This is a genomic window from Cupriavidus sp. USMAA2-4 (assembly GCF_001854305.1).
Classification (GTDB): domain Bacteria; phylum Pseudomonadota; class Gammaproteobacteria; order Burkholderiales; family Burkholderiaceae; genus Cupriavidus; species Cupriavidus malaysiensis.
This window is the reverse complement of record NZ_CP017749.1, coordinates 1,215,532-1,232,544: the sequence shown is the minus strand read 5'-3', so window position 1 is coordinate 1,232,544 and position 17,013 is coordinate 1,215,532. Positions and strand designations below refer to the sequence as shown.

Sequence of the window (17,013 nt, the reverse complement as noted above, 5' to 3'; positions counted from 1 at the left end):
GCACAGGCCGCGGCACGCGCCGCTTTCCCGCGCGTACCGCGGCCTGTGCATCGCACTGCATGACATCGGGCATGGGCAGGATCCCGCCATCCTCCGGGATCCCGCCTTGTCTCACCTGCCGCTTAGTGACCCACGGTCAGGTTCGACTGCACCGTGACAGCCTGTTGCGCCAGCGAGGCCAGGCCGCTGTTCTGGCTGACCACCATGATGCCGGCCGCCGCATTGCCGACCGCGGACATGGTGCTGGACATGTTGAAGGTACCGGCGTTGACGGAGTTCGAGCCGCCCGCGCCGCCGGCGCCTGCCACACCGCCATTGCCTACGCCACCGGTACCGCCCGCGCCGGAGCCGCCACTGCCGCCATTGCCGCCATTGCCGGCCGTCGCGCTGCCGTTGCTGGCCATGGTGGACGAACTGCCGTTGCTGGCCGAGCCGCCCGCGCCGCCGTTGCCGCCGACACTGGCTTGATCGCCACCAGCGCCGCCGGTGCCGCTGCCGGCACCGCCAGTGGCCACGGACATACCGCCGGAGCCATTGCCGCCAGTGCCACCAGTACCACCAGCGTTGCCGCCGCTGGCCATCGACGAACCGCCGGTGGCGCCACCGCCTGCGCCGCCGCCTGCGGCCGAGTTGCCGCCTGCGGTGCTGACCGCGCCGCCGCCGCCGTTACCGGCGTTGCCAGCGGTCGCGCCAGAGTTGGCTGAACCGCCCGTGCCGCTGCTGCTGGAGTGATGGTTCGCACCACCGAGCAGGCCGCCGAGGGCAACACCACCGTTAGCGCCGCTATCGCCACCTGCGCCAGCGCTTACGCCAAGCGAACCGCCGCCCCTGCTGCCCGCACCGCCACCGGCGCCACCGCTGCCGGATCCAGTCGCGGCCTGCGGATCGCCACCGGTGCCGCTGCCACTCCCGCCTCTGCCGCCAACGCCGACGCTGGCACTGAGCGCGTCACCGCCGGAGCCGCGGCCGGAACCGCCGTCGCCGCCACTGCCGGACGCCGCGCCACCGGCACCACCATTGCCGGCACTTGCGCCGCCGTTGGTCGAATTGCCGGCTTGTGCGCCATGATTGGTCGACGTTCCGCCAGCACCGCCCACCGCACCGACTGCGCCGTTGCCGGTGCCGCCCATGCCGCCGTTGCCGGTGCCGCCCATGCCGCCGCGCGCGCCGTTGGCGTTGCCGTTGTTCTGCGCCCAGTTACCGATGTTGCTGATCGACAGGCCGCTGACCGAGCCCTGCAGCTTGCTGATCGCCACCGCCTTGCTGGTATTGAATGCGTTGCTGAAGCTGGCAACGGCCGTGCTCCCGTTGTTGGCGCCGGCGTTGCCATAGGCATCGCTGAAGGTGTTCCAGCCCTTCGTCTTGGTGGTGGTGGTGGTGGTGGTCTTGGTCCGGTTGGCCGTCACGTTGATGGCGGCCGAGTTGTGCTGGCTGTTGTCCTGCGATGCGCTGGAATTTTCATTCGCCAACGCGCCGGCACCGGACTGTGCCGACGTTGCGGTTGCGGTCTCCCTGTTGTTGCTGCCTGCCGTATTGGTGGCCGTTGGGTTCGCCATAGCCTGGCCGCCCGCGCCCAACGCGAGCGCGATGGCTGACGCTAGTAGAGTCTTGTTCATGAAGTGCTCCCAGGAACGTCTTTAGACTTCCACATCACCGGTTGACGCCGTTTTCGGGGATTGGCGGCAACCGGTCCTGGTCCGCGCATTGCCGGACCGGCCACACACTCCGCATATTCGATGCCAGCTCTCGCCGCCCGTGCGCGATACCGGCGCAAACCCAACAGATACAAGAGCTTGCGCCGGGGCAGAATGGCAGGGCGCGGACCCGGCCAAGGTGGCCGGGTCCCGCGGCCGGGAAAATGCTGGCCCCGTGTCACATCAGCGTGACAGATGGGAATTTCGGGCCATGGTTTTCCCGCCAGGCGGTTGAGGAAAATCCCTTCACTTTCAGCGCATTAGCAGAAGCGGACGAGCGCCCGCCTAGGCTCATGGCGGCTGTTTCGCGGCTGCAACACGGTTGAGAGACCCTGGCGCGGGTATGGCGGAGACACGGGCGCGCACCGCGGTAGATGTTGTTTTTCGGTCGCATCCCGCCTCGCCGACAGCAGGATACGCGCTAGCATAGGCGCCCGAGTGCGGCCTTCGTGCAACGGCGCCCGGCTCCATGTATGATGCAACGTACATTACACCATTCCGTCCCTGCCAGCGTCTGCAAGGTAAGCCATGAGTGAAGCCGTCGTCCCCCTGTATCACCAGATTTACGTGGTACTCCGCCAACAGATCGTGGAGGGCCGCTTCGGCCAGGGCCCGCTGCCCGGCGAAATCGACCTGGCCAAGCAGTTCCAGGCATCGCGCGTCACCATGCGCCGTGTGTTCGACCGGCTGGTCCAGGAAGGCCTGGTGCGGCGCCACCGCGGCCTGGGCACCTTCGTCAACCCGCAACCGCCCAAGCCCGCGGTGACGGCCGAGGAGCGCACCAGCAGCCTGCTCGACAACATCATCGACATGGGCGAGAAGACCTCGGTCAAGGTGATCTCGATCGACGAGGTGCATGCCACGCCCGAGGTCGCCGAGGCGCTCGAACTCCAGCCCGGCGACCCGGTGCTGAAGGTGGTGCGCGTGCGCCACTACCGCAACCGCCCCCTGTCGCACATCACCGCCTACCTGCCGGCGGCGCTGGGGCGGCCGCTGACCCGCAAGGACCTGGAGACCACGCCGATGCTGCGCCTGCTCGAAGCCGGCGGCGTGGAACTGGGGCGGGCCACCCAGGTGCTGAGCGCGCGCCTGGCCGACGTGGTGGTCGCGCCGCTGCTGGACGTGCCCGTCGGCGGCGCGCTGCTGGCGGTGCGCCGCGTGGTCAAGGACAGCCAGGGACGTCCCGTGCAGTTCCTGCTGGGCCAGTACCGCCCCGACCGCTACGAATACCGCATGGAGCTGTCGCCGGCCGGCGGCGACAGCGCCAATGTCTGGGTCGAAAGCGAGATGCGCGCGGGCCTGAACGACTGAGGACCGCCGGGAACGGCCCGGCCCGGCCCTGCCCTGCCCTGCCGGTCGGCGGATGGGCGATACTGCACGGTTCCAACCATCCCGGAACAAGGAGCCATCCGCATGCCGATCCGCAGCCAGCGTGATTCACGCCGCTTCCGTCCGATGTTCTTGCTGCCGGCGGCACGCCGCCGGCGCGCCGTCTCCGCAGCCCTCGGCGCGCTCGCCGCGCTCGCCGGCCTGGCCCTCGCGGCCCCGGCCGCGCGCGCCGAGATCGCCGGTGGCAAGCCGATCCGCATCCTGGTGGGCGCGCCGGCCGGCGGCACCACCGACCTGATGGCGCGCACCATCGGCCTGGAGATCTCGCGCGAGCTCGGCCAGCCGGTGGTGGTGGAGAACCGTCCCGGCGCCGGCGGCAATATCGCCGCCGACCAGGTCGCCAAGAGCACGCCCGACGGCACCACGCTGCTGATGAGTTTCACCAGCCATACCATCAACGCCTCGCTGTACAAGAAGCTGCCCTTCGATCCGGTGCAGGACTTCACCCCCATCTCGCTGGTGGCCACCGTGCCCAGCGTGCTGGTGGCCACGCCCGGCCTGCCGGCCAGCAATGTGGCCGAGCTGATCCGGCTGGCGCGCGCCCATCCCGGCAAGTACAACTTTGCCATCGGCTCGGTCGGCTCCTCGCTGCACATGGCCGGCGACATGTTCAAGATGATGACGGGCACCTACATCGTCAACATCCCCTACAAGGGCACCGCGCCGGCGATCACCGACCTGCTGGCCGGCCAGGTCGACCTGATGTTCGCCAGCACGGTCAACGTGATGCCGCACGTCAAGGCGGGCAAGCTCAAGGTGCTCGGCGTGACCAGTCCCGGCCCGCTGCCGCAGTTCCCCGGCGCGGAGCCGATCGGCAACACGGTCAAGGGCTTCGAGTCGAATGCCTGGTTCGGCCTGTTCGGCCCGGCCGGGCTGCCGCGCGAGGTGACGCAGGCCCTCAACCAGGCAGTGCGGCACGGGCTGGATTCGCCGGCCGTGCGCAAGCGCCTGGAGAACGACGGCGCGCAGCCGGTGGGCAGCACGCCCGAGGCCTTCGCCGGCTTCGTGCGCGAGGACATCAAGCGCTGGGCCAAGGTGGTGCGCTACTCGGGCGCGAGCCCTGATTGAGACGGAACCCGAAGGAACGAATGAAGGCATGACGGTCCCCGCCACCCTCGCCCAGAAACTGGTGGCACGCGCTGCCGGCCGCACCCACGTCGAGCCCGGCAGCATCGTGATGTGCCGGGTCGACCTGGCCATGTCGCATGACTCGAGCGGCCCGCGCCGCGTGGCGCCGCTGCTGCGCGAGCTGGGCGCGCAGGTGTGGGACCCGCAGCGCTACGTGGTGGTGACCGACCACTACCTGCCCGCCGTCGACCCCGAGGCGCAGGCCATCGTGCGCTTCACGCGCGACTGGGTGCGCGAACAGCGCCTGCCCCACTTCATCGACGGCGAGGGCATCTGCCACCTGGTGCTGCCCGAGCACGGCCACGTGCTGCCGGGCCGCTTCATCGTCGGCGGCGACAGCCACAGTCCTACCGGCGGCGCCTTCGGTGCCTACATGTTCGGCATCGGCGCCACCGAAATGGCGAGCGTGCTGGCCACCGGCGAGATCTGGCTGCGCGTGCCGCACACCATCCGCGTGCACTGGAGCGGGCGCCTCGGCGACGGCGTCTGCGCCAAGGACATGATGCTGTTCCTATGCGCGCGCTTCGGCCTCGGCGGCGGCCGCTACGAAGCCGTCGAGTATGCCGGTCCGGCAGTGGCGGCGCTGCCGATGCAGGAACGCATGACGCTGGCCAATATGAGCGCCGAGCTCGGCGCGCAGACCGGCCTGGTGGCCCCCGACCGCACCACGCTGGACTGGCTCGCCGCCGCCGGCGTCGATGCCGGCGCGCTGGCCGGCATCGACCTGGCGCACTGGCGCAGCGATGACGAGGCCCCGTTGCTGGCCAGCCATGTCTTCGACGCCGCGGCACTGGCGCCCCACGTGGCCGCCCCCCACTCGCCGGCCAACAGCGTGCCGGTGGCACAGGCCGAGGGCGAAGCGCTGCAGATCGCCTACCTGGGCGCCTGTACCGGCGCCAAGCTGGAAGACCTGCGCATGGCGGCGCGCGTGCTGCGCGGGCGCCGCGTGGCCGCCGGCATCAGCCTGCAGGTGGCGCCGGCATCGCTGCGCGACCAGCGCCAGGCCGAGGCCGAGGGCACGCTGGGCGTGCTGCTGGATGCCGGCGCGACCCTGCTGGGCAACAGTTGCAATGCCTGCGCCGGCTACGGGCCCTCGCGCTTCCCCGCCGGCAGCCGCGCCATCGCGTCGACGGCGCGCAATTTCGCCGGCCGCATGGGCGGCGCCGGCAGCGCGGTCTGGCTGGGCTCGCCGATGACCGTGGCGGCCAGTGCCGTCACCGGCCGTATCACCGATCCCCGCTCCCTGCTCGCATGACCACCGCCCTCCCCGAACCCCAGCCTGGCGGCCGCATCTGGCGCTTCGGCGACAACGTCGACACCGACGCGATGGCACCCGGTGCCTACATGAAGGCCGGCATCGAAGAGCTCTCGCGCCATTGCCTGGCAGGCCCGCGCCCCGGCTTCGCCGCCGCCGTGCGGCGGGGCGACCTGCTGGTGGCGGGATGCAACTTCGGCCTCGGCTCCTCGCGCGAGCAGGCACCGCAGGCGCTCAAGCACCTGGGCGTGGCCGCGGTGATCGCCCCCTCGTTCGCCGGCCTGTTCTACCGCAACGCCATCAACCTGGGCCTGCCGGTGCTGGTCTGCCACGACACCTCGCCCCTGCGCGACGGCGCGATGGCCCGGCTCGACCTCGACAGCGCCACCCTGGCCCTGGAGGACGGACGGCGCCTGGCTTGCGAGCCGATCCCCGCCTTCCTGCTCGACCTGCTGCGCGCCGGTGGCCTGATGCCACACCTCAAGGCCCGGCTGGCCGGCGCGGGCTGAGCCGCGCCGTCCGCGGCTCCCGACTCCCTATGGCGCGGCGCCACCGGCGGCGGCGCGCAGCAGGCGCAGCACCTCCTCGTCGCCGGTCTGCGTGAAATCCAGGTAGAAGGCGCCGACCGCGCCGAACACCGCCGGCGTATTGAGGCAGACCACCTGGTCGGCCGCCGCGCGCAGGGCCGCCAGCCCGTCCAGTGCCCCCACCGGCACCGCCGCCACCACGCGCGCGGCGCCGGCCGCGCGCACCGCTTCGAGCGCGGCGCGCATGGTGGCGCCGGTGGCCACGCCGTCGTCGACCACGATCACGGTGCGGCCCTGCAGCGGCGGCAGCGGTGCGCCGCCGCGGTAGCGCCGTTGCCGCAGCCGGATCTCATCGAGCTGCCGCCCGCGCTCGGCATCGAAGGCGCCGCTGTCGATGGCCCGGCGCGCCCACGGGTCGTCGTTGGCCACGGTGTGCGGCGCGGCGGCCGGCGGAACCCCTTCCACCACCGCGCCCAGCGCCAGCTCGGGATAGCCTGGCGCGCCGATCTTGCGCACCAGCAGGACGTCCAGCGGCGCCGCCAGCGCGCGCGCGACCTCGAAGGCCACCGGGACACCGCCGCGCGGCAACGCCAGCACCAGGGGAGGCGTGCCGCCCGCCGGCGCCGCCAGGCCGAGTTCGGCCAGCCGCCGCGCCAGGTAGGCGCCGGCCTCGCGACGGTCGGCAAAGCAGGGCGGCACGGGCATCGGCACACTCCGGCATGGCTGCGTGGCGCAATCCGCCGCCGCGGCTGCGGCACGGGCGCCCGCGCTAACCACTATAGTGCGCGGCAGCAGCGCCGGCGGCACTTCGCAGGCTCAGCGAGCGCCGCGGGCTCTGCGGACTCAGTAGGTCTTGTACGGCAGGAACTTGCCCGACATCTCGATGCGCACGCGGTCGCCGGCGGGATCGGCCTCGCGCCGCAGGTCCATGCGGAAATCGATGGCGCTCATGATGCCGTCGCCGAACTCTTCGTGGATCAACTCCTTGAAGGTGGTGCCGTAGACGCTGACCAGTTCATAGAAACGGTAGATCAGCGGGTCGGTGGGCACCGCGCCCGGCAGCGACCCCTTGCAGGGCACCCGCATCAGCCACGGCAGCGCCTCCTCGGGCAGGCCGAACAACGACACCACCGCGCGCCACTGCCCCGACACCCCCGGGCGTACCCGTTTCTGCGTACCTGCTGCGTGCGCAAAACGGTGACTTCCGGCCCGCGCCCTGCGGGCACGGACGGCCAACCGTTGCGGCAATCATTTCCGATGTAACGCCGGATTAAGACGCGGCGCCGCGCGCGAGACCCCGCCGGCCCCCAACCGGCCCCCTGTGCCACCCGCCAGCCCAGCGCCCGCAAGGCCCCGCGGGCGTTGCCGGGGAGCGCAGCAGGGCCGCACAGCCCCGGCGGCATGGCCGGCGCGGCTTACAAGTGCTAACGCCGGCACCGCGCGTGCCCCGCTAGATTGGAGCCATGTTCAACGCGAGCCTTTCTCGGAGCCAAGACATGAAACGCGCCCTCGCCCTCGTCGTGCTGCTGACCGGCGCAGCCGCCATGCTTTCCGCCTGCATCGTGGTACCGCCGCGCGGCGGCCCGCCGCCTTACCACTACTACCGCTACTGATGCGGCAAGCGGAAGGACATAGGGAAGCAGAGCCTGCCGCCATGGCGCGGCAGCGATGACAAAGCCGATCCGGAGAAAATGATGAAGCGTCAACTCATGCTCGCCGCCGCCGTACTGGCCGCCGGCAATCTGTCCGGCCTGGTCGCCCCCGCCCAGGCGCAACCCGTGGGCGGCCCCCCGCCCTATGCTCGGCGCGACGGCCCGCCGCCGCCGCGCTATGAACACCGCCCGCCGGCCCGGCCGGGCCAGGTCTGGGTGCCGGGTCACTGGCGCGCCGACGGTCCGCGCTACACCTGGGCCGGCGGTTACTGGGCGCACGGCCGCCCCGGCTACCGTTATGTGCCAGAACAATGGGTCAGGGGACCGCACGGCTGGGTCCTGCGCCCCGGCCGCTGGACCCGCTGAGCGCCCGGCGCCTGCCCCGCCCCGGGCAGGCGGGTCGGCGCCGCCAGCCGTCCGCCCCGCCTTCCACCTCTTGGCGCCCTTTTCCACCCCTGCAGACTCCTTCCAAGCCTCTCCCCCACAAGGCGGAGGGGGCATCGTCCTTTTGCATGAGGCCCGCCCTCCCCGCCCTCCTCACCGGGCCCTGACGGTCCAGTCCGGGCCACACGCGCCCCACCCGGCCGGTTCGTTTCAGAAATGCAGCAGGATTGCCGCCACCGATAATCCTGGCTCCCCCATGCGGGTCATTAATCACGGCATCTCCAGCAGAATTCCCGATAATCAGTTTCATGGCTGAAACATAATCCTGGCCAATCTGTTGCAGCGATGAAACGGATTTCCAGGCACCACGGATGGCGCATAGCCGACACCGCAAACCCGCGACAGCAAAGGCTTTTCGCCACATCAGGAATATTTTTCTGCGACCCCCGAATGAGGGATTTAGGCTCGCTTGCATTCATTTCAATCAGCCCATAAGATGGTTTTACGCTGATTTATCAGCTAGGTTTTCCGGGTAAGGGTCGGGTCAGGCCTCCAGGCAGAGCGACAGCCTCCAACCATAGTGGGCGGTACGCGGTCATGGACGCAACGGGGTTGCCGCAGTCGTGGCGCGCAGGTCTGCCACGTCATCCAATATTCCGTCAAGCAAGGCACCAAACGCCTCCAACCGGTTGAACGGGGAGCAACAACAAAATGAACGCTTTGCTGATCGAGGAGCATCCCTTGCTCCGCCTCGGGCTCTACCAGATGCTCGGGAGCATCCAGTGCTGCGACCAGGCCTTCGCACTCTCGCCTGCGGAAATGGCCCCGTACGAAAGCTATCGCGGCAATATCGACCTGATGATCTTCGGCATGACCGGCGACACCGCGCACGGCTGGCGGCAACTCGACCAGGCGCGCGAACTGTTCGCACCGGTGCGCATCCTGGTGCTGGCCGACGCGCTGCCGCTGCATGCCCCGTCTGCCGAGAGCGCGGCCGGCATCTGCGGCTGCCTGCCCAAGACCGCCTCGCTGGCGGTGCTGGAGGCTGCCATCCGCCTGGCGGTGTCCGGCAGCCAGGCCCTGGTGATGGCGAGCGAGAGCGCCAGCCCGCCAGCCGCCTCGCGGCTCGGGCTGCCAGCCACGCCGTCGCTCGCCTCTTCCGTGCCCCTGCCGCTGCCGGCGGCCACCGGCGGCGACCCGCGCTTGTCGTCGGCACGCACCGGCCACCACGCCGTGCTGCCGGTGCACGCCGCGCCGGCGGCGTCGATGGACGACGAGCCGAGCTATGACGAAGCGGAGATGCTCAAGATCACGCCGCGCCAGTACGAGGTGCTGGTGCTGCTCGCGCGCGGCTACCCGATCAAGACCGTCAGCCGCATGCTCAATATCTCGGTGGCCACCGTGAAGAGCCACGCCTGCACGCTCTACCAGCGGCTCAAGGTACGCAACAAGGGCGAGGCCGTGTACGCCGCCCTGCAGCGCGGCGCCACGCTCGACTGGGTCAATGGCGATGAGCACGCGGCACGCCTGGCGCCGGGCCGACGCGAAGAGGCCGCGCGCCACGGCGCCGACGCCGCCGTCGTCTAGTCCGCCGGCGCAAACGGACCGGGCGTACCCGTTTCTGCGTAGGCATTCCAGCCGGCCCATGCGCGCCTGCGAGGCCGGCTTCCCCCCTCTCCGCCACTGTGGGCTAGCCAACAGAGACGCGCTCCGCGCCGGCCTACAGTCGGTTCACACACGCGCGGTACGCCACCGACATGCACACGCCTGCGGGCCACTCGGGGAGCGACGGAAAACATGGGTGCCAACGACCTCCACAACGACCTCCAACCCCTTGCCGGGATCAGCGACGCCGACACGCGCCAGCCATCACGCCCCAGGCGCGCGCTGATCACGGGCATCACGGGCCAGGACGGCTCCTACCTGTGCGAACTGCTGCTGGCCAAGGGCTACGAGGTGCATGGCATCAAGCGGCGCAGCTCGCAGTTCAACACCGAACGCATCGACCACCTCTACCAGGATCCGCAGGAACCCGAGCGCCGCCTGATCCTCCACCACGGCGACATGACCGACACCGCCAGCCTGCTGCGCGTGGTCCAGCTGGCCCAGCCAGACGAGGTCTACAACCTCGCCGCGCAGAGCCACGTCCATGTTTCGTTCGAAGAGCCGGAGTACACGGCCAACACCGATGCGCTGGGTACGCTGCGCATGCTCGAAACGCTGCGCATCCTCGGCATGGAGCGCCATGCGCGCTTCTACCAGGCATCGACGTCGGAACTCTACGGCCTGGTACGGGAGACGCCGCAAAGGGAAAGCACGCCCTTCTATCCGCGCAGCCCCTACGCCACGGCCAAGCTCTACGCCTACTGGATCACCGTCAACTATCGCGAGGCCTACGCCATGTATGCCTGCAACGGCATCCTGTTCAACCACGAGAGCCCCGTGCGCGGCGAGACCTTCGTCACCCGCAAGATCACGCGGGCCCTGGCGCGCATCGCGCTGGGGCTGCAGGACACGCTCTTCCTGGGCAACCTGTCGGCGCTGCGCGACTGGGGCCATGCGCGCGACTACGTCGAGATGCAGTGGCTGATGCTGCAGCAGCCGCAGCCCGAGGACTTCGTCATCGCCACCGGGCAGCAGCACAGCGTGCGCGAATTCGTCACGCAGGCTGCGCGCGTCCTCGGCATTGCCGTGGCCTTCCACGGCAACGGCAGCGACGAGGTCGGCATCGTGGAGGCCATCGACGTGCGCGACGGCCGCACGCGTCCCGCGTGCAAGGTGGGGGACGTGATCGTACGCGTCGACCCGCGCTACTTCCGCCCCACCGAGGTGGAAACGCTGCTGGGCGACGCCAGCCGCGCGCGCGAGCGGCTCGGCTGGACCCCGCGCGTCGGTTTCGCGGAGCTGGTGCGCGAGATGACCGAGGCGGACTATGCCGCCGCGCGGCGCGACGCACTGGTACGCATGGCAGGCTTCCGCGCCTACGATCATCATGAGTAGCCGCTCGCTGCGCGTCTTCGTCGCCGGCCACCGGGGCATGGTCGGATCGGCCATCGTGCGCGCCCTGCAGGCCGAGGGCGATGTGGAGTGCGTCACCCGCCCGCATGCCGGCCTCGACCTCTGCGACCAGCAGGCCGTGCGCGACTTCTTCGCGCGCGAACGCATCGATCAGGTCTACGTGGCAGCCGCCCGCGTCGGTGGCATCCATGCCAACCAGAGCTTCCCGGCGGAGTTCCTTTACCAGAACCTGATGATCGCCGCCAACGTCATCCACCAGGCCCGCGCCGCGGGCGTCGCGCGGCTGCTGTTCCTGGGCTCGAGCTGCATCTACCCGAAGTTCGCCAGCCAGCCGATCACCGAAGGCGCACTGATGACCGGCGCGCTGGAGCCCACCAACGCGCCCTACGCGCTGGCGAAGATCGCCGGGGTGATGCTGTGCGACAGCTACAACCGGCAGTACGGCACCGACTTCCGCTGCCTGATGCCGACCAACCTGTACGGTCCCGGCGACAACTACCACCCGACGCACAGCCACGTGATCCCGGCGCTGCTGCGGCGCTTCCACGAAGCGCGGCAACACGGCGCGGAACGCGTCGCGATCTGGGGAAGCGGGCAGCCCCGGCGCGAGTTCCTGCACGTGGATGACCTGGCACGTGCCTGCCTGCTCACGATGCGCGCGCCGGTCTCGGCCTATCGCGACTGCACCGGACCGGATGGAACCCACCTGAACGTCGGCAGCGGCGACGACATCAGCATCCGCGACCTGGCCGGCATGATCGCCGCGGTGGTCGGCTGCCGCGCCGCGATCGACTTCGACGCATCGATGCCGGACGGCACGCCGCGCAAGCTGCTCGACAGCGGCGCCATCCGCCGCCTCGGCTGGCAAGCGCGCATCGGACTGGAAGCGGGCCTGCGCAGCACCTATGCCGAGGCGGTACGCTCGGCTGCCCTGGCCTCCTGCCCGGCCGAGGCGGCGCCGGATGCGGCATGCGGCGCCGCCGGCCATGCGGCCGCCCCGCACGCCAATGTGTGAGGACGCACAGATGGATCGACCCGGTTCGTGGAATGCTGCTCCCATCGAACCAGGGCGAGCCGCCCGCCACAGCCCGGCCTCGCAGGAGCCCGGCCGCCAGGCGCGGCAGGCGGACGCGTACCGGCCGCACGCCGGGCGCGGCCGGACCCAGGGGCCAGCCACCCCGGCGCACCGGCGGCGCCGCCCGCGCGGCGGCGTTCCGGCGGAAGGCGCGACGGATGGCAAGTGGACGACGCGATGCTGCAACAGACCTCCATCCGAAAGCGCTCCGCGGATTCGGAACACCCCATCGCCTACCTGATCCTCGGCGGCATCGCCTCGATCAAGCTCAACCTGCTGGGCGAGATCTACATGGGTGAGTTCATCGCGGCCGTCTATACGATCTACCTGCTCTGCTCGCTGCAGGTCGAGCGCAGGTTCGCCGGCATCCTGGGGCTCACGCTGCTGTGGTCGATCGCGCAGATCTTCTCCGACCTCGAGAACGGCACCGATGTCTCCACCTCCATGAAGGGCGTGCTGGCGCCCCTGGTGTTCTTCGCGACCATCTACGCGGTCGGCAACGGCTTCGACAGCCGGCACGAGAAGTCACTGTGGTTCTTCGTCGCCGGCACCACCCTCTACCGGCTCTACGACACCACCTTCAACCCGATCGACGTGGCGATCGAGAATCCGTGGAAGTGGGGCTACGCGATACCGGTGCTGAGCCTGCTGCTGGCGTACCTGTCGCTGAGGCGCGCCAGCAATATGAAGGTGCTCGTCTGCCTGCTGATGTTCAGCGCCGTCTCCATCGTGTTCGACTTCCGCAGCAATGCCGCGCTGCCGCTGTTCGGCGCCATGGCCTACCTGTACCGCGATTCGCGACCCGCCGCCTACCTCGCGCGCGCGGCGCGCGCCAGCGGCGGCATGATCGTCATCGCGCTCACGCTCGCGATGGGGATCTACCTGCTCAACGAGGTCTTCTCCTTCCTCTTCGCTCACTCCGCCGATTTCGGCTTCCTGTCGCAGGATGCCGCGCACAAGTACACCGTGCAGGCCACCAGCGATCTCGGCATCCTGCTGGGCGGCAGGCCGGAGCTGCTGGTCTCGCTGCGCGCCTTCGCCGACGCGCCGCTGCTCGGCCACGGCTCGTGGGCGCTCGACACGGGCGGCTACGTGGATGAGCTGAACCTGCTGTCGCACCAGCTCGGCATGTCGTTGACCGACAAGTTCCCGGAGCTCGATTCCACCTTGATCCCGACGCACTCGTTCATCATGAGCGCGATGGTCTGGGCCGGCATCACCGGCGGGATCTTCTGGGCGGGGCTGCTGGGCTCCTGCCTGCGCACCTTCCTGCTCCACCTGCGGCGCTTGCCGGTCTACTTCTGCGTCGGCATGCCGCAGCTGCTCTGGGATGCCTTCTTCTCCCCCTTCGGTGCCGACAACCGCTGGCTGGCGGCGCTCTACATCGGCCTGCTGTTCGCCTGGACCTGGCCCCGGCCGCGCGGCCGGCACGCCGCGCAGCCACGCACGCCGAAGCGCCGGCCGGCTCTTTCCCGTAGACCCGCCCAGGAATGACGACGTGCTCAAGATCAGCGTGGTGACCATTTCCTACAACCAGGGAGACTACCTGAAGCGTTGTCTCGACTCGGTGCTGTCGCAGGACTATCCCGACCTGCAGTACATCGTCGTCGACCCGGGCAGCAGCGATGCCAGCAGGACGCTGATCGATGCCTGCGGCGACCGCGTCGAACGCATCTATGAGCCGGACCGCGGCCCTGCCGACGGGCTCAACCGCGGCTTCGCGCGCGCCACCGGCGACATCTTCCACTTCCTCAACGCGGACGACGCGCTGCTGCCCGGTTCGCTCGCGTACGTGGCGTCTGTGTTCGAGGCGAATCCGCGTGTCGACGTGCTGTGCGGCAGCGGCATGAAGGTGGACGGCGACGGCCGCACGCTGCGGGAAATCCGCGCCTCGCCGCTCTCGCTGCTGCGCCTGGCCTACGGGGCCGTCAACTTCTTCCAGCAAGGCATGTTCTTCCGCGCCGGCAGCTTCCGCCAGGTGAACGGCTTCAACGTGGACAACCGGACCTGCTGGGACGGCGAGCTGATCCTCGACATGGCCCTGCAAGGCGCGCATTTCCGCAGCACCCGCAGGCCGCTGGCCCTGTTCCGCATCCACGATGCCTCCATCTCGGGGACCGGACGCCTGGTCGAGTCCTACCGCCAGGATGGCGAGCGCCTGTTCCGCAAAGCGATGCACAGGGAGCGCCGCCTGTACGACTGCATCCCCGCCGGCGTGTTCCTGCTGGAAAAGCACCTGCTCACCCGACTGCCGTCCCGTTGGAGATGACCCCGACATGCCGACCCGTCTTGCCATCCTCTGGCCACAAGGCTCCGGATACCTGAACGCTGCGATCAACACCGCCTGTGACCACGGTGCCGCCGTCCTGCTGTCCTGCTTCACGCCGCATCCGGCCTCGCCCTACCAGGCGCTGGCGCGCGGGCGGCGGGAAAGCGTGCGGCTGCTGGAATGGACGCGCGGACAGATCGACGACGCCAGTCTGCTCGACGAGGTGTCGCGCTTCGCGCCGGACGTGATGATCGTATCCGGCTGGAACTTCCGCTCCTACCTGAAGATCTGCACGGCGATGCGGGGCCGCACGGTCCGCGTGCTCGCCATGGACAACCCGTGGGAAGCACGCCTCAAGCAGATCGGCGGCTGCCTGCTGTCCCGCTTCCTGATCGCGCCCTACTTCGACCGCGCCTTCGTGCCCGGCGAGCGGCAGTACCAGTTCGCGCGCAGGCTGGGCTTCGACGACGGCGAGATCATCGACGGCTTGTTCACCTGCGACAAGCGCTTCTACGAGACCGGCGCGGCGCGCGATCCGCTCGACGGCGAAGGCTTCGTCTTCGTCGGCCGCCTGTCCCCCGAGAAAGGGCTCGCTACCCTGATGGCGGCCTATCAGGCCTATCGCGCGAACCAGGAAGCGCCCTGGAACCTGCACGTCTACGGCGCGGGCAGCCTGGGCGAGGCCGAACGCCTGCCGGGCGTGGTGCGGCACGGCTTCGTCCAGCCGGAGGACCTGCCCGCGGCGCTGGCGCGCCACCGGGTCCTGCTCATGCCGAGCGATCGGGATCCGTGGTGCGTGGCGATCCAGGAAGGCGCCGCCCTGGCCTTGCCTATCGTCTGCACGACCCGCTGCGGCGCCTCGGTCCATCTCGTCAAGAACGGCTTCAACGGCTACAAGTTCCCGCAGGGCAGCGTCGACGAGCTGCTCGCCGCCATGACGGCGGTCGCCACGCAGCACGACGAGGCGCTGCTACGGATGTCGCGCGGCAGCCTGTCCCTGGCGATGCAGTTCCACCCGTCGCTGTGGTTCGACAACCTGATGCGCTCGCTTGCGCCCACCCGGGGCCGTGGCGTCCGTCCGGCCGCGCCGCCCGGAGCGGAGCAAGGCGCCTGGAAGGATGCGCCGGCATCCTGACAGGGATGCCGGCCGGCGGCGCGCCCGCCTCGTGCCCCTGCGCGCCTCGCGTATCCCGTGCGTCCTGCCCCGCCCGCGCTAGGCGGAGCGCGGCGCCGCCATGCCTTCGCGCGAGAATCCCCGCAGGCGCGGCAGCAGGGCCACCAGCAGCAGCACCTCGGTTCCCAGCACGCCGAGCGCGGCGCCGGCAGTTCCCAGCAGCGGTCCCGCCATCAGCGCGATGGCGAGCCCGCTGGCATTGGCCGCCAGGTAGACCACCGCGTAGCGCACGTGATTATTGGTCGAGGTGAACATCAACGAACCCGTGTACCAGAGCGAGTTGACCACGGCAGCGGCCAGCAGCAGGCCGAAGTCCGGCTCCACCGGCTGCAGCTTGCCATGCGTCCAGTAGCGGCAGATCACGTCCGCGGCGAGATACAGGGCCAGGCTCGAGGTCGCCGCGAGCAGGAAGCAGCCCGCGGTGGCGCGCCGGTACAGCGAACGCAGCGCGTGCGCCTTGCCCTCGCCGTAGAGGCGGCCGATCTCCGGTGCCAGGGCGAGATTGACCAGTTGGGAGAGCTGGTAGGGCACGCGCGCCAGGGTGCGCATGGCGCTGAAGTGCGCCACCGCGACCGGGCCGAACAGCGTGCCGGTCAGCAGCACGATGCCCTGCAGGTTCAGCGCGCCGCCCAGCGAGAACGCCAGCAAGGCGATCGCCGGCACCAGCATCTCGCGCAGCTCCCGCCACGACGCCAGCGCGAACCCCGCCACGGACCAGGCGGCGAACGTGCGCGAGCGCAGGTAGAGCACCAGCACGAGCAGCACGCGCACCGCGGCGATCACGCCGAGCAGCACGGCGAAACCCGCCTTGAACACGAGCGCCCCGATCACCACCAGGGCGAACTCCAGCAGGCGGGCCACATTCATCCACAGGGTGGACTCGGCATAGCGCCGCTCGCTCTGGAACACGCCGCACAGCAGCACCGCCAGCATCTGCAGGCTCGACTGCAGCGCGATCATCACCAGGGCGGGCGCGACTTCGGCACGCGCCAGCCCGAACCAGCCTGCCACCGGCGCGCCGAGCAGCAGGCCGATCGGCACGGCGGCGGCGGTCAACACGGTGCCGACGACGACGAGCAGCAGCAGGGCCGACTGGAAACTGACGGCCGCCGACCTGGCATTGTCCGCGGCAATGCACATGATCATGCGGTTCAGTGCCACGCCGGTGAAGCCCAGGTCGGCCAGCGACAGATAGGCGGCGATGGTCGCCATCATGATCCAGGCGCCGAAGCGTTCCGGCCCCCACGCCATCAGCAGCAGGGGAACAGTCAGCAACTGGGTCGCCACCGTCGACGCCTGGGCGAAGACGTTGGCGCCGATGCTGCGGGCGATTCGATTCATGGCTCCCCCGTGATCCCCCGGCCGTGGCCGCCGCGCGCTTGCCGGCAGCACGGCACGGACCACGCCACTTTGCGGCTGCCGCCCGGGCCCCTCGGTTCGCTAGCGCA

Annotated in this window: 14 protein-coding genes and 1 pseudogene; 11 read left to right on the top strand and 4 right to left on the bottom strand. The window is 70.0% G+C overall.

All coding sequences use genetic code 11. The annotated features are described in order from the left end of the window. Positions 1-122: 122 nt before the first annotated feature. Positions 123-1,616, bottom strand: coding sequence for a hypothetical protein (locus BKK79_RS25515; protein WP_071039188.1), 1,494 nt, complete (start codon positions 1,614-1,616; stop codon positions 123-125). Between the two features lie 606 nt (positions 1,617-2,222). Between BKK79_RS25515 and BKK79_RS25510 the strand changes: the two genes are divergently transcribed. The 4 genes from BKK79_RS25510 (at position 2,223) to BKK79_RS25495 (ending at position 5,975) form a co-directional block, all read left to right on the top strand. Next, positions 2,223-3,005, top strand: coding sequence for a GntR family transcriptional regulator (locus tag BKK79_RS25510; RefSeq protein WP_071017582.1), 783 nt, complete (start codon positions 2,223-2,225; stop codon positions 3,003-3,005). A gap of 144 nt (positions 3,006-3,149) precedes the next feature. Further along, positions 3,150-4,151: a tripartite tricarboxylate transporter substrate binding protein gene (locus BKK79_RS25505; RefSeq protein ID WP_156811533.1), complete on the top strand. Its 1,002-nt coding sequence runs from the start codon at positions 3,150-3,152 to the stop codon at positions 4,149-4,151. A gap of 28 nt (positions 4,152-4,179) precedes the next feature. Further along, the gene (locus BKK79_RS25500; RefSeq protein ID WP_071039187.1) at positions 4,180-5,466 is read left to right on the top strand and encodes a 3-isopropylmalate dehydratase large subunit; all 1,287 of its coding nucleotides are present in this window, start codon (positions 4,180-4,182) and stop codon (positions 5,464-5,466) included. Further along, positions 5,463-5,975 (top strand): LeuD/DmdB family oxidoreductase small subunit, encoded by a 513-nt coding sequence (locus BKK79_RS25495; RefSeq protein ID WP_071017588.1) that lies wholly within the window; start codon positions 5,463-5,465, stop codon positions 5,973-5,975. Before BKK79_RS25500 ends, BKK79_RS25495 begins: the two co-directional genes overlap by 4 nt. Positions 5,976-6,002: 27 nt before the next feature. Here the strand turns inward: BKK79_RS25495 and BKK79_RS25490 are convergent, their stop codons facing one another. Then, positions 6,003-6,698: a phosphoribosyltransferase gene (locus BKK79_RS25490; protein WP_071017589.1), complete on the bottom strand. Its 696-nt coding sequence runs from the start codon at positions 6,696-6,698 to the stop codon at positions 6,003-6,005. A gap of 138 nt (positions 6,699-6,836) precedes the next feature. Beyond that, a pseudogene (gene cynS / locus BKK79_RS41660) lies at positions 6,837-7,121 on the bottom strand (cyanase); the annotation flags it as partial. A 566-nt stretch (positions 7,122-7,687) separates the two neighbouring features. Here cynS and BKK79_RS25480 point away from each other — a divergent pair. From BKK79_RS25480 to BKK79_RS25450, 7 genes are all read left to right on the top strand, one after another. Then, entirely contained in the window at positions 7,688-8,011 is a 324-nt protein-coding gene (locus BKK79_RS25480) for a YXWGXW repeat-containing protein (protein ID WP_071017591.1), read from the top strand. A 729-nt stretch (positions 8,012-8,740) separates the two neighbouring features. Further along, positions 8,741-9,616: a response regulator transcription factor gene (locus BKK79_RS25475; RefSeq protein ID WP_071017593.1), complete on the top strand. Its 876-nt coding sequence runs from the start codon at positions 8,741-8,743 to the stop codon at positions 9,614-9,616. Positions 9,617-9,826: 210 nt separating this feature from the next. Next, positions 9,827-11,029 carry a GDP-mannose 4,6-dehydratase gene (gene gmd / locus BKK79_RS25470; protein ID WP_083384328.1) on the top strand — a complete coding sequence of 401 codons (1,203 nt, stop codon included), beginning with the start codon at positions 9,827-9,829 and terminating at the stop codon, positions 11,027-11,029. Then, on the top strand, positions 11,022-12,062 hold the full coding sequence (locus BKK79_RS25465; RefSeq protein ID WP_071040363.1) for a GDP-L-fucose synthase family protein: 1,041 nt from the start codon (positions 11,022-11,024) through the stop codon (positions 12,060-12,062). Before gmd ends, BKK79_RS25465 begins: the two co-directional genes overlap by 8 nt. Before the next feature lie 237 nt (positions 12,063-12,299). Next, positions 12,300-13,616, top strand: a complete 1,317-nt coding sequence (locus BKK79_RS41215) for a hypothetical protein (RefSeq protein WP_071039186.1) — start codon at positions 12,300-12,302, stop codon at positions 13,614-13,616. Between the two features lie 4 nt (positions 13,617-13,620). Continuing rightward, a complete protein-coding gene (locus tag BKK79_RS25455) occupies positions 13,621-14,391 on the top strand; it encodes a glycosyltransferase family 2 protein (protein ID WP_071039185.1) in 771 nt (256 codons plus the stop codon). 7 nt (positions 14,392-14,398) lie between these two features. Further along, the gene (locus tag BKK79_RS25450) at positions 14,399-15,526 is read left to right on the top strand and encodes a glycosyltransferase family 4 protein (protein ID WP_071039184.1); all 1,128 of its coding nucleotides are present in this window, start codon (positions 14,399-14,401) and stop codon (positions 15,524-15,526) included. Positions 15,527-15,604: 78 nt separating this feature from the next. On the opposite strand, the gene BKK79_RS25445 is transcribed toward BKK79_RS25450, so the two are convergent. Further along, positions 15,605-16,906, bottom strand: coding sequence for a lipopolysaccharide biosynthesis protein (locus BKK79_RS25445; protein ID WP_071039183.1), 1,302 nt, complete (start codon positions 16,904-16,906; stop codon positions 15,605-15,607). Positions 16,907-17,013 lie beyond the last annotated feature (107 nt).

Bases quoted from the DNA above. Each gene is read 5' to 3' on its own strand.
- BKK79_RS25515 (WP_071039188.1), bottom strand. From the start codon at position 1,616: ATGAACAAGACTCTACTAGCGTCAGCCATCGCGCTCGCGTTGGGCGCG.
- BKK79_RS25510 (WP_071017582.1), top strand. From the start codon at position 2,223: ATGAGTGAAGCCGTCGTCCCCCTGTATCACCAGATTTACGTGGTACTC.
- BKK79_RS25505 (WP_156811533.1), top strand. From the start codon at position 3,150: ATGTTCTTGCTGCCGGCGGCACGCCGCCGGCGCGCCGTCTCCGCAGCC.
- BKK79_RS25500 (WP_071039187.1), top strand. From the start codon at position 4,180: ATGACGGTCCCCGCCACCCTCGCCCAGAAACTGGTGGCACGCGCTGCC.
- BKK79_RS25495 (WP_071017588.1), top strand. From the start codon at position 5,463: ATGACCACCGCCCTCCCCGAACCCCAGCCTGGCGGCCGCATCTGGCGC.
- BKK79_RS25490 (WP_071017589.1), bottom strand. From the start codon at position 6,698: ATGCCCGTGCCGCCCTGCTTTGCCGACCGTCGCGAGGCCGGCGCCTAC.
- BKK79_RS25480 (WP_071017591.1), top strand. From the start codon at position 7,688: ATGAAGCGTCAACTCATGCTCGCCGCCGCCGTACTGGCCGCCGGCAAT.
- BKK79_RS25475 (WP_071017593.1), top strand. From the start codon at position 8,741: ATGAACGCTTTGCTGATCGAGGAGCATCCCTTGCTCCGCCTCGGGCTC.
- gmd (WP_083384328.1), top strand. From the start codon at position 9,827: ATGGGTGCCAACGACCTCCACAACGACCTCCAACCCCTTGCCGGGATC.
- BKK79_RS25465 (WP_071040363.1), top strand. From the start codon at position 11,022: ATGAGTAGCCGCTCGCTGCGCGTCTTCGTCGCCGGCCACCGGGGCATG.
- BKK79_RS41215 (WP_071039186.1), top strand. From the start codon at position 12,300: ATGCTGCAACAGACCTCCATCCGAAAGCGCTCCGCGGATTCGGAACAC.
- BKK79_RS25450 (WP_071039184.1), top strand. From the start codon at position 14,399: ATGCCGACCCGTCTTGCCATCCTCTGGCCACAAGGCTCCGGATACCTG.
- BKK79_RS25445 (WP_071039183.1), bottom strand. From the start codon at position 16,906: ATGAATCGAATCGCCCGCAGCATCGGCGCCAACGTCTTCGCCCAGGCG.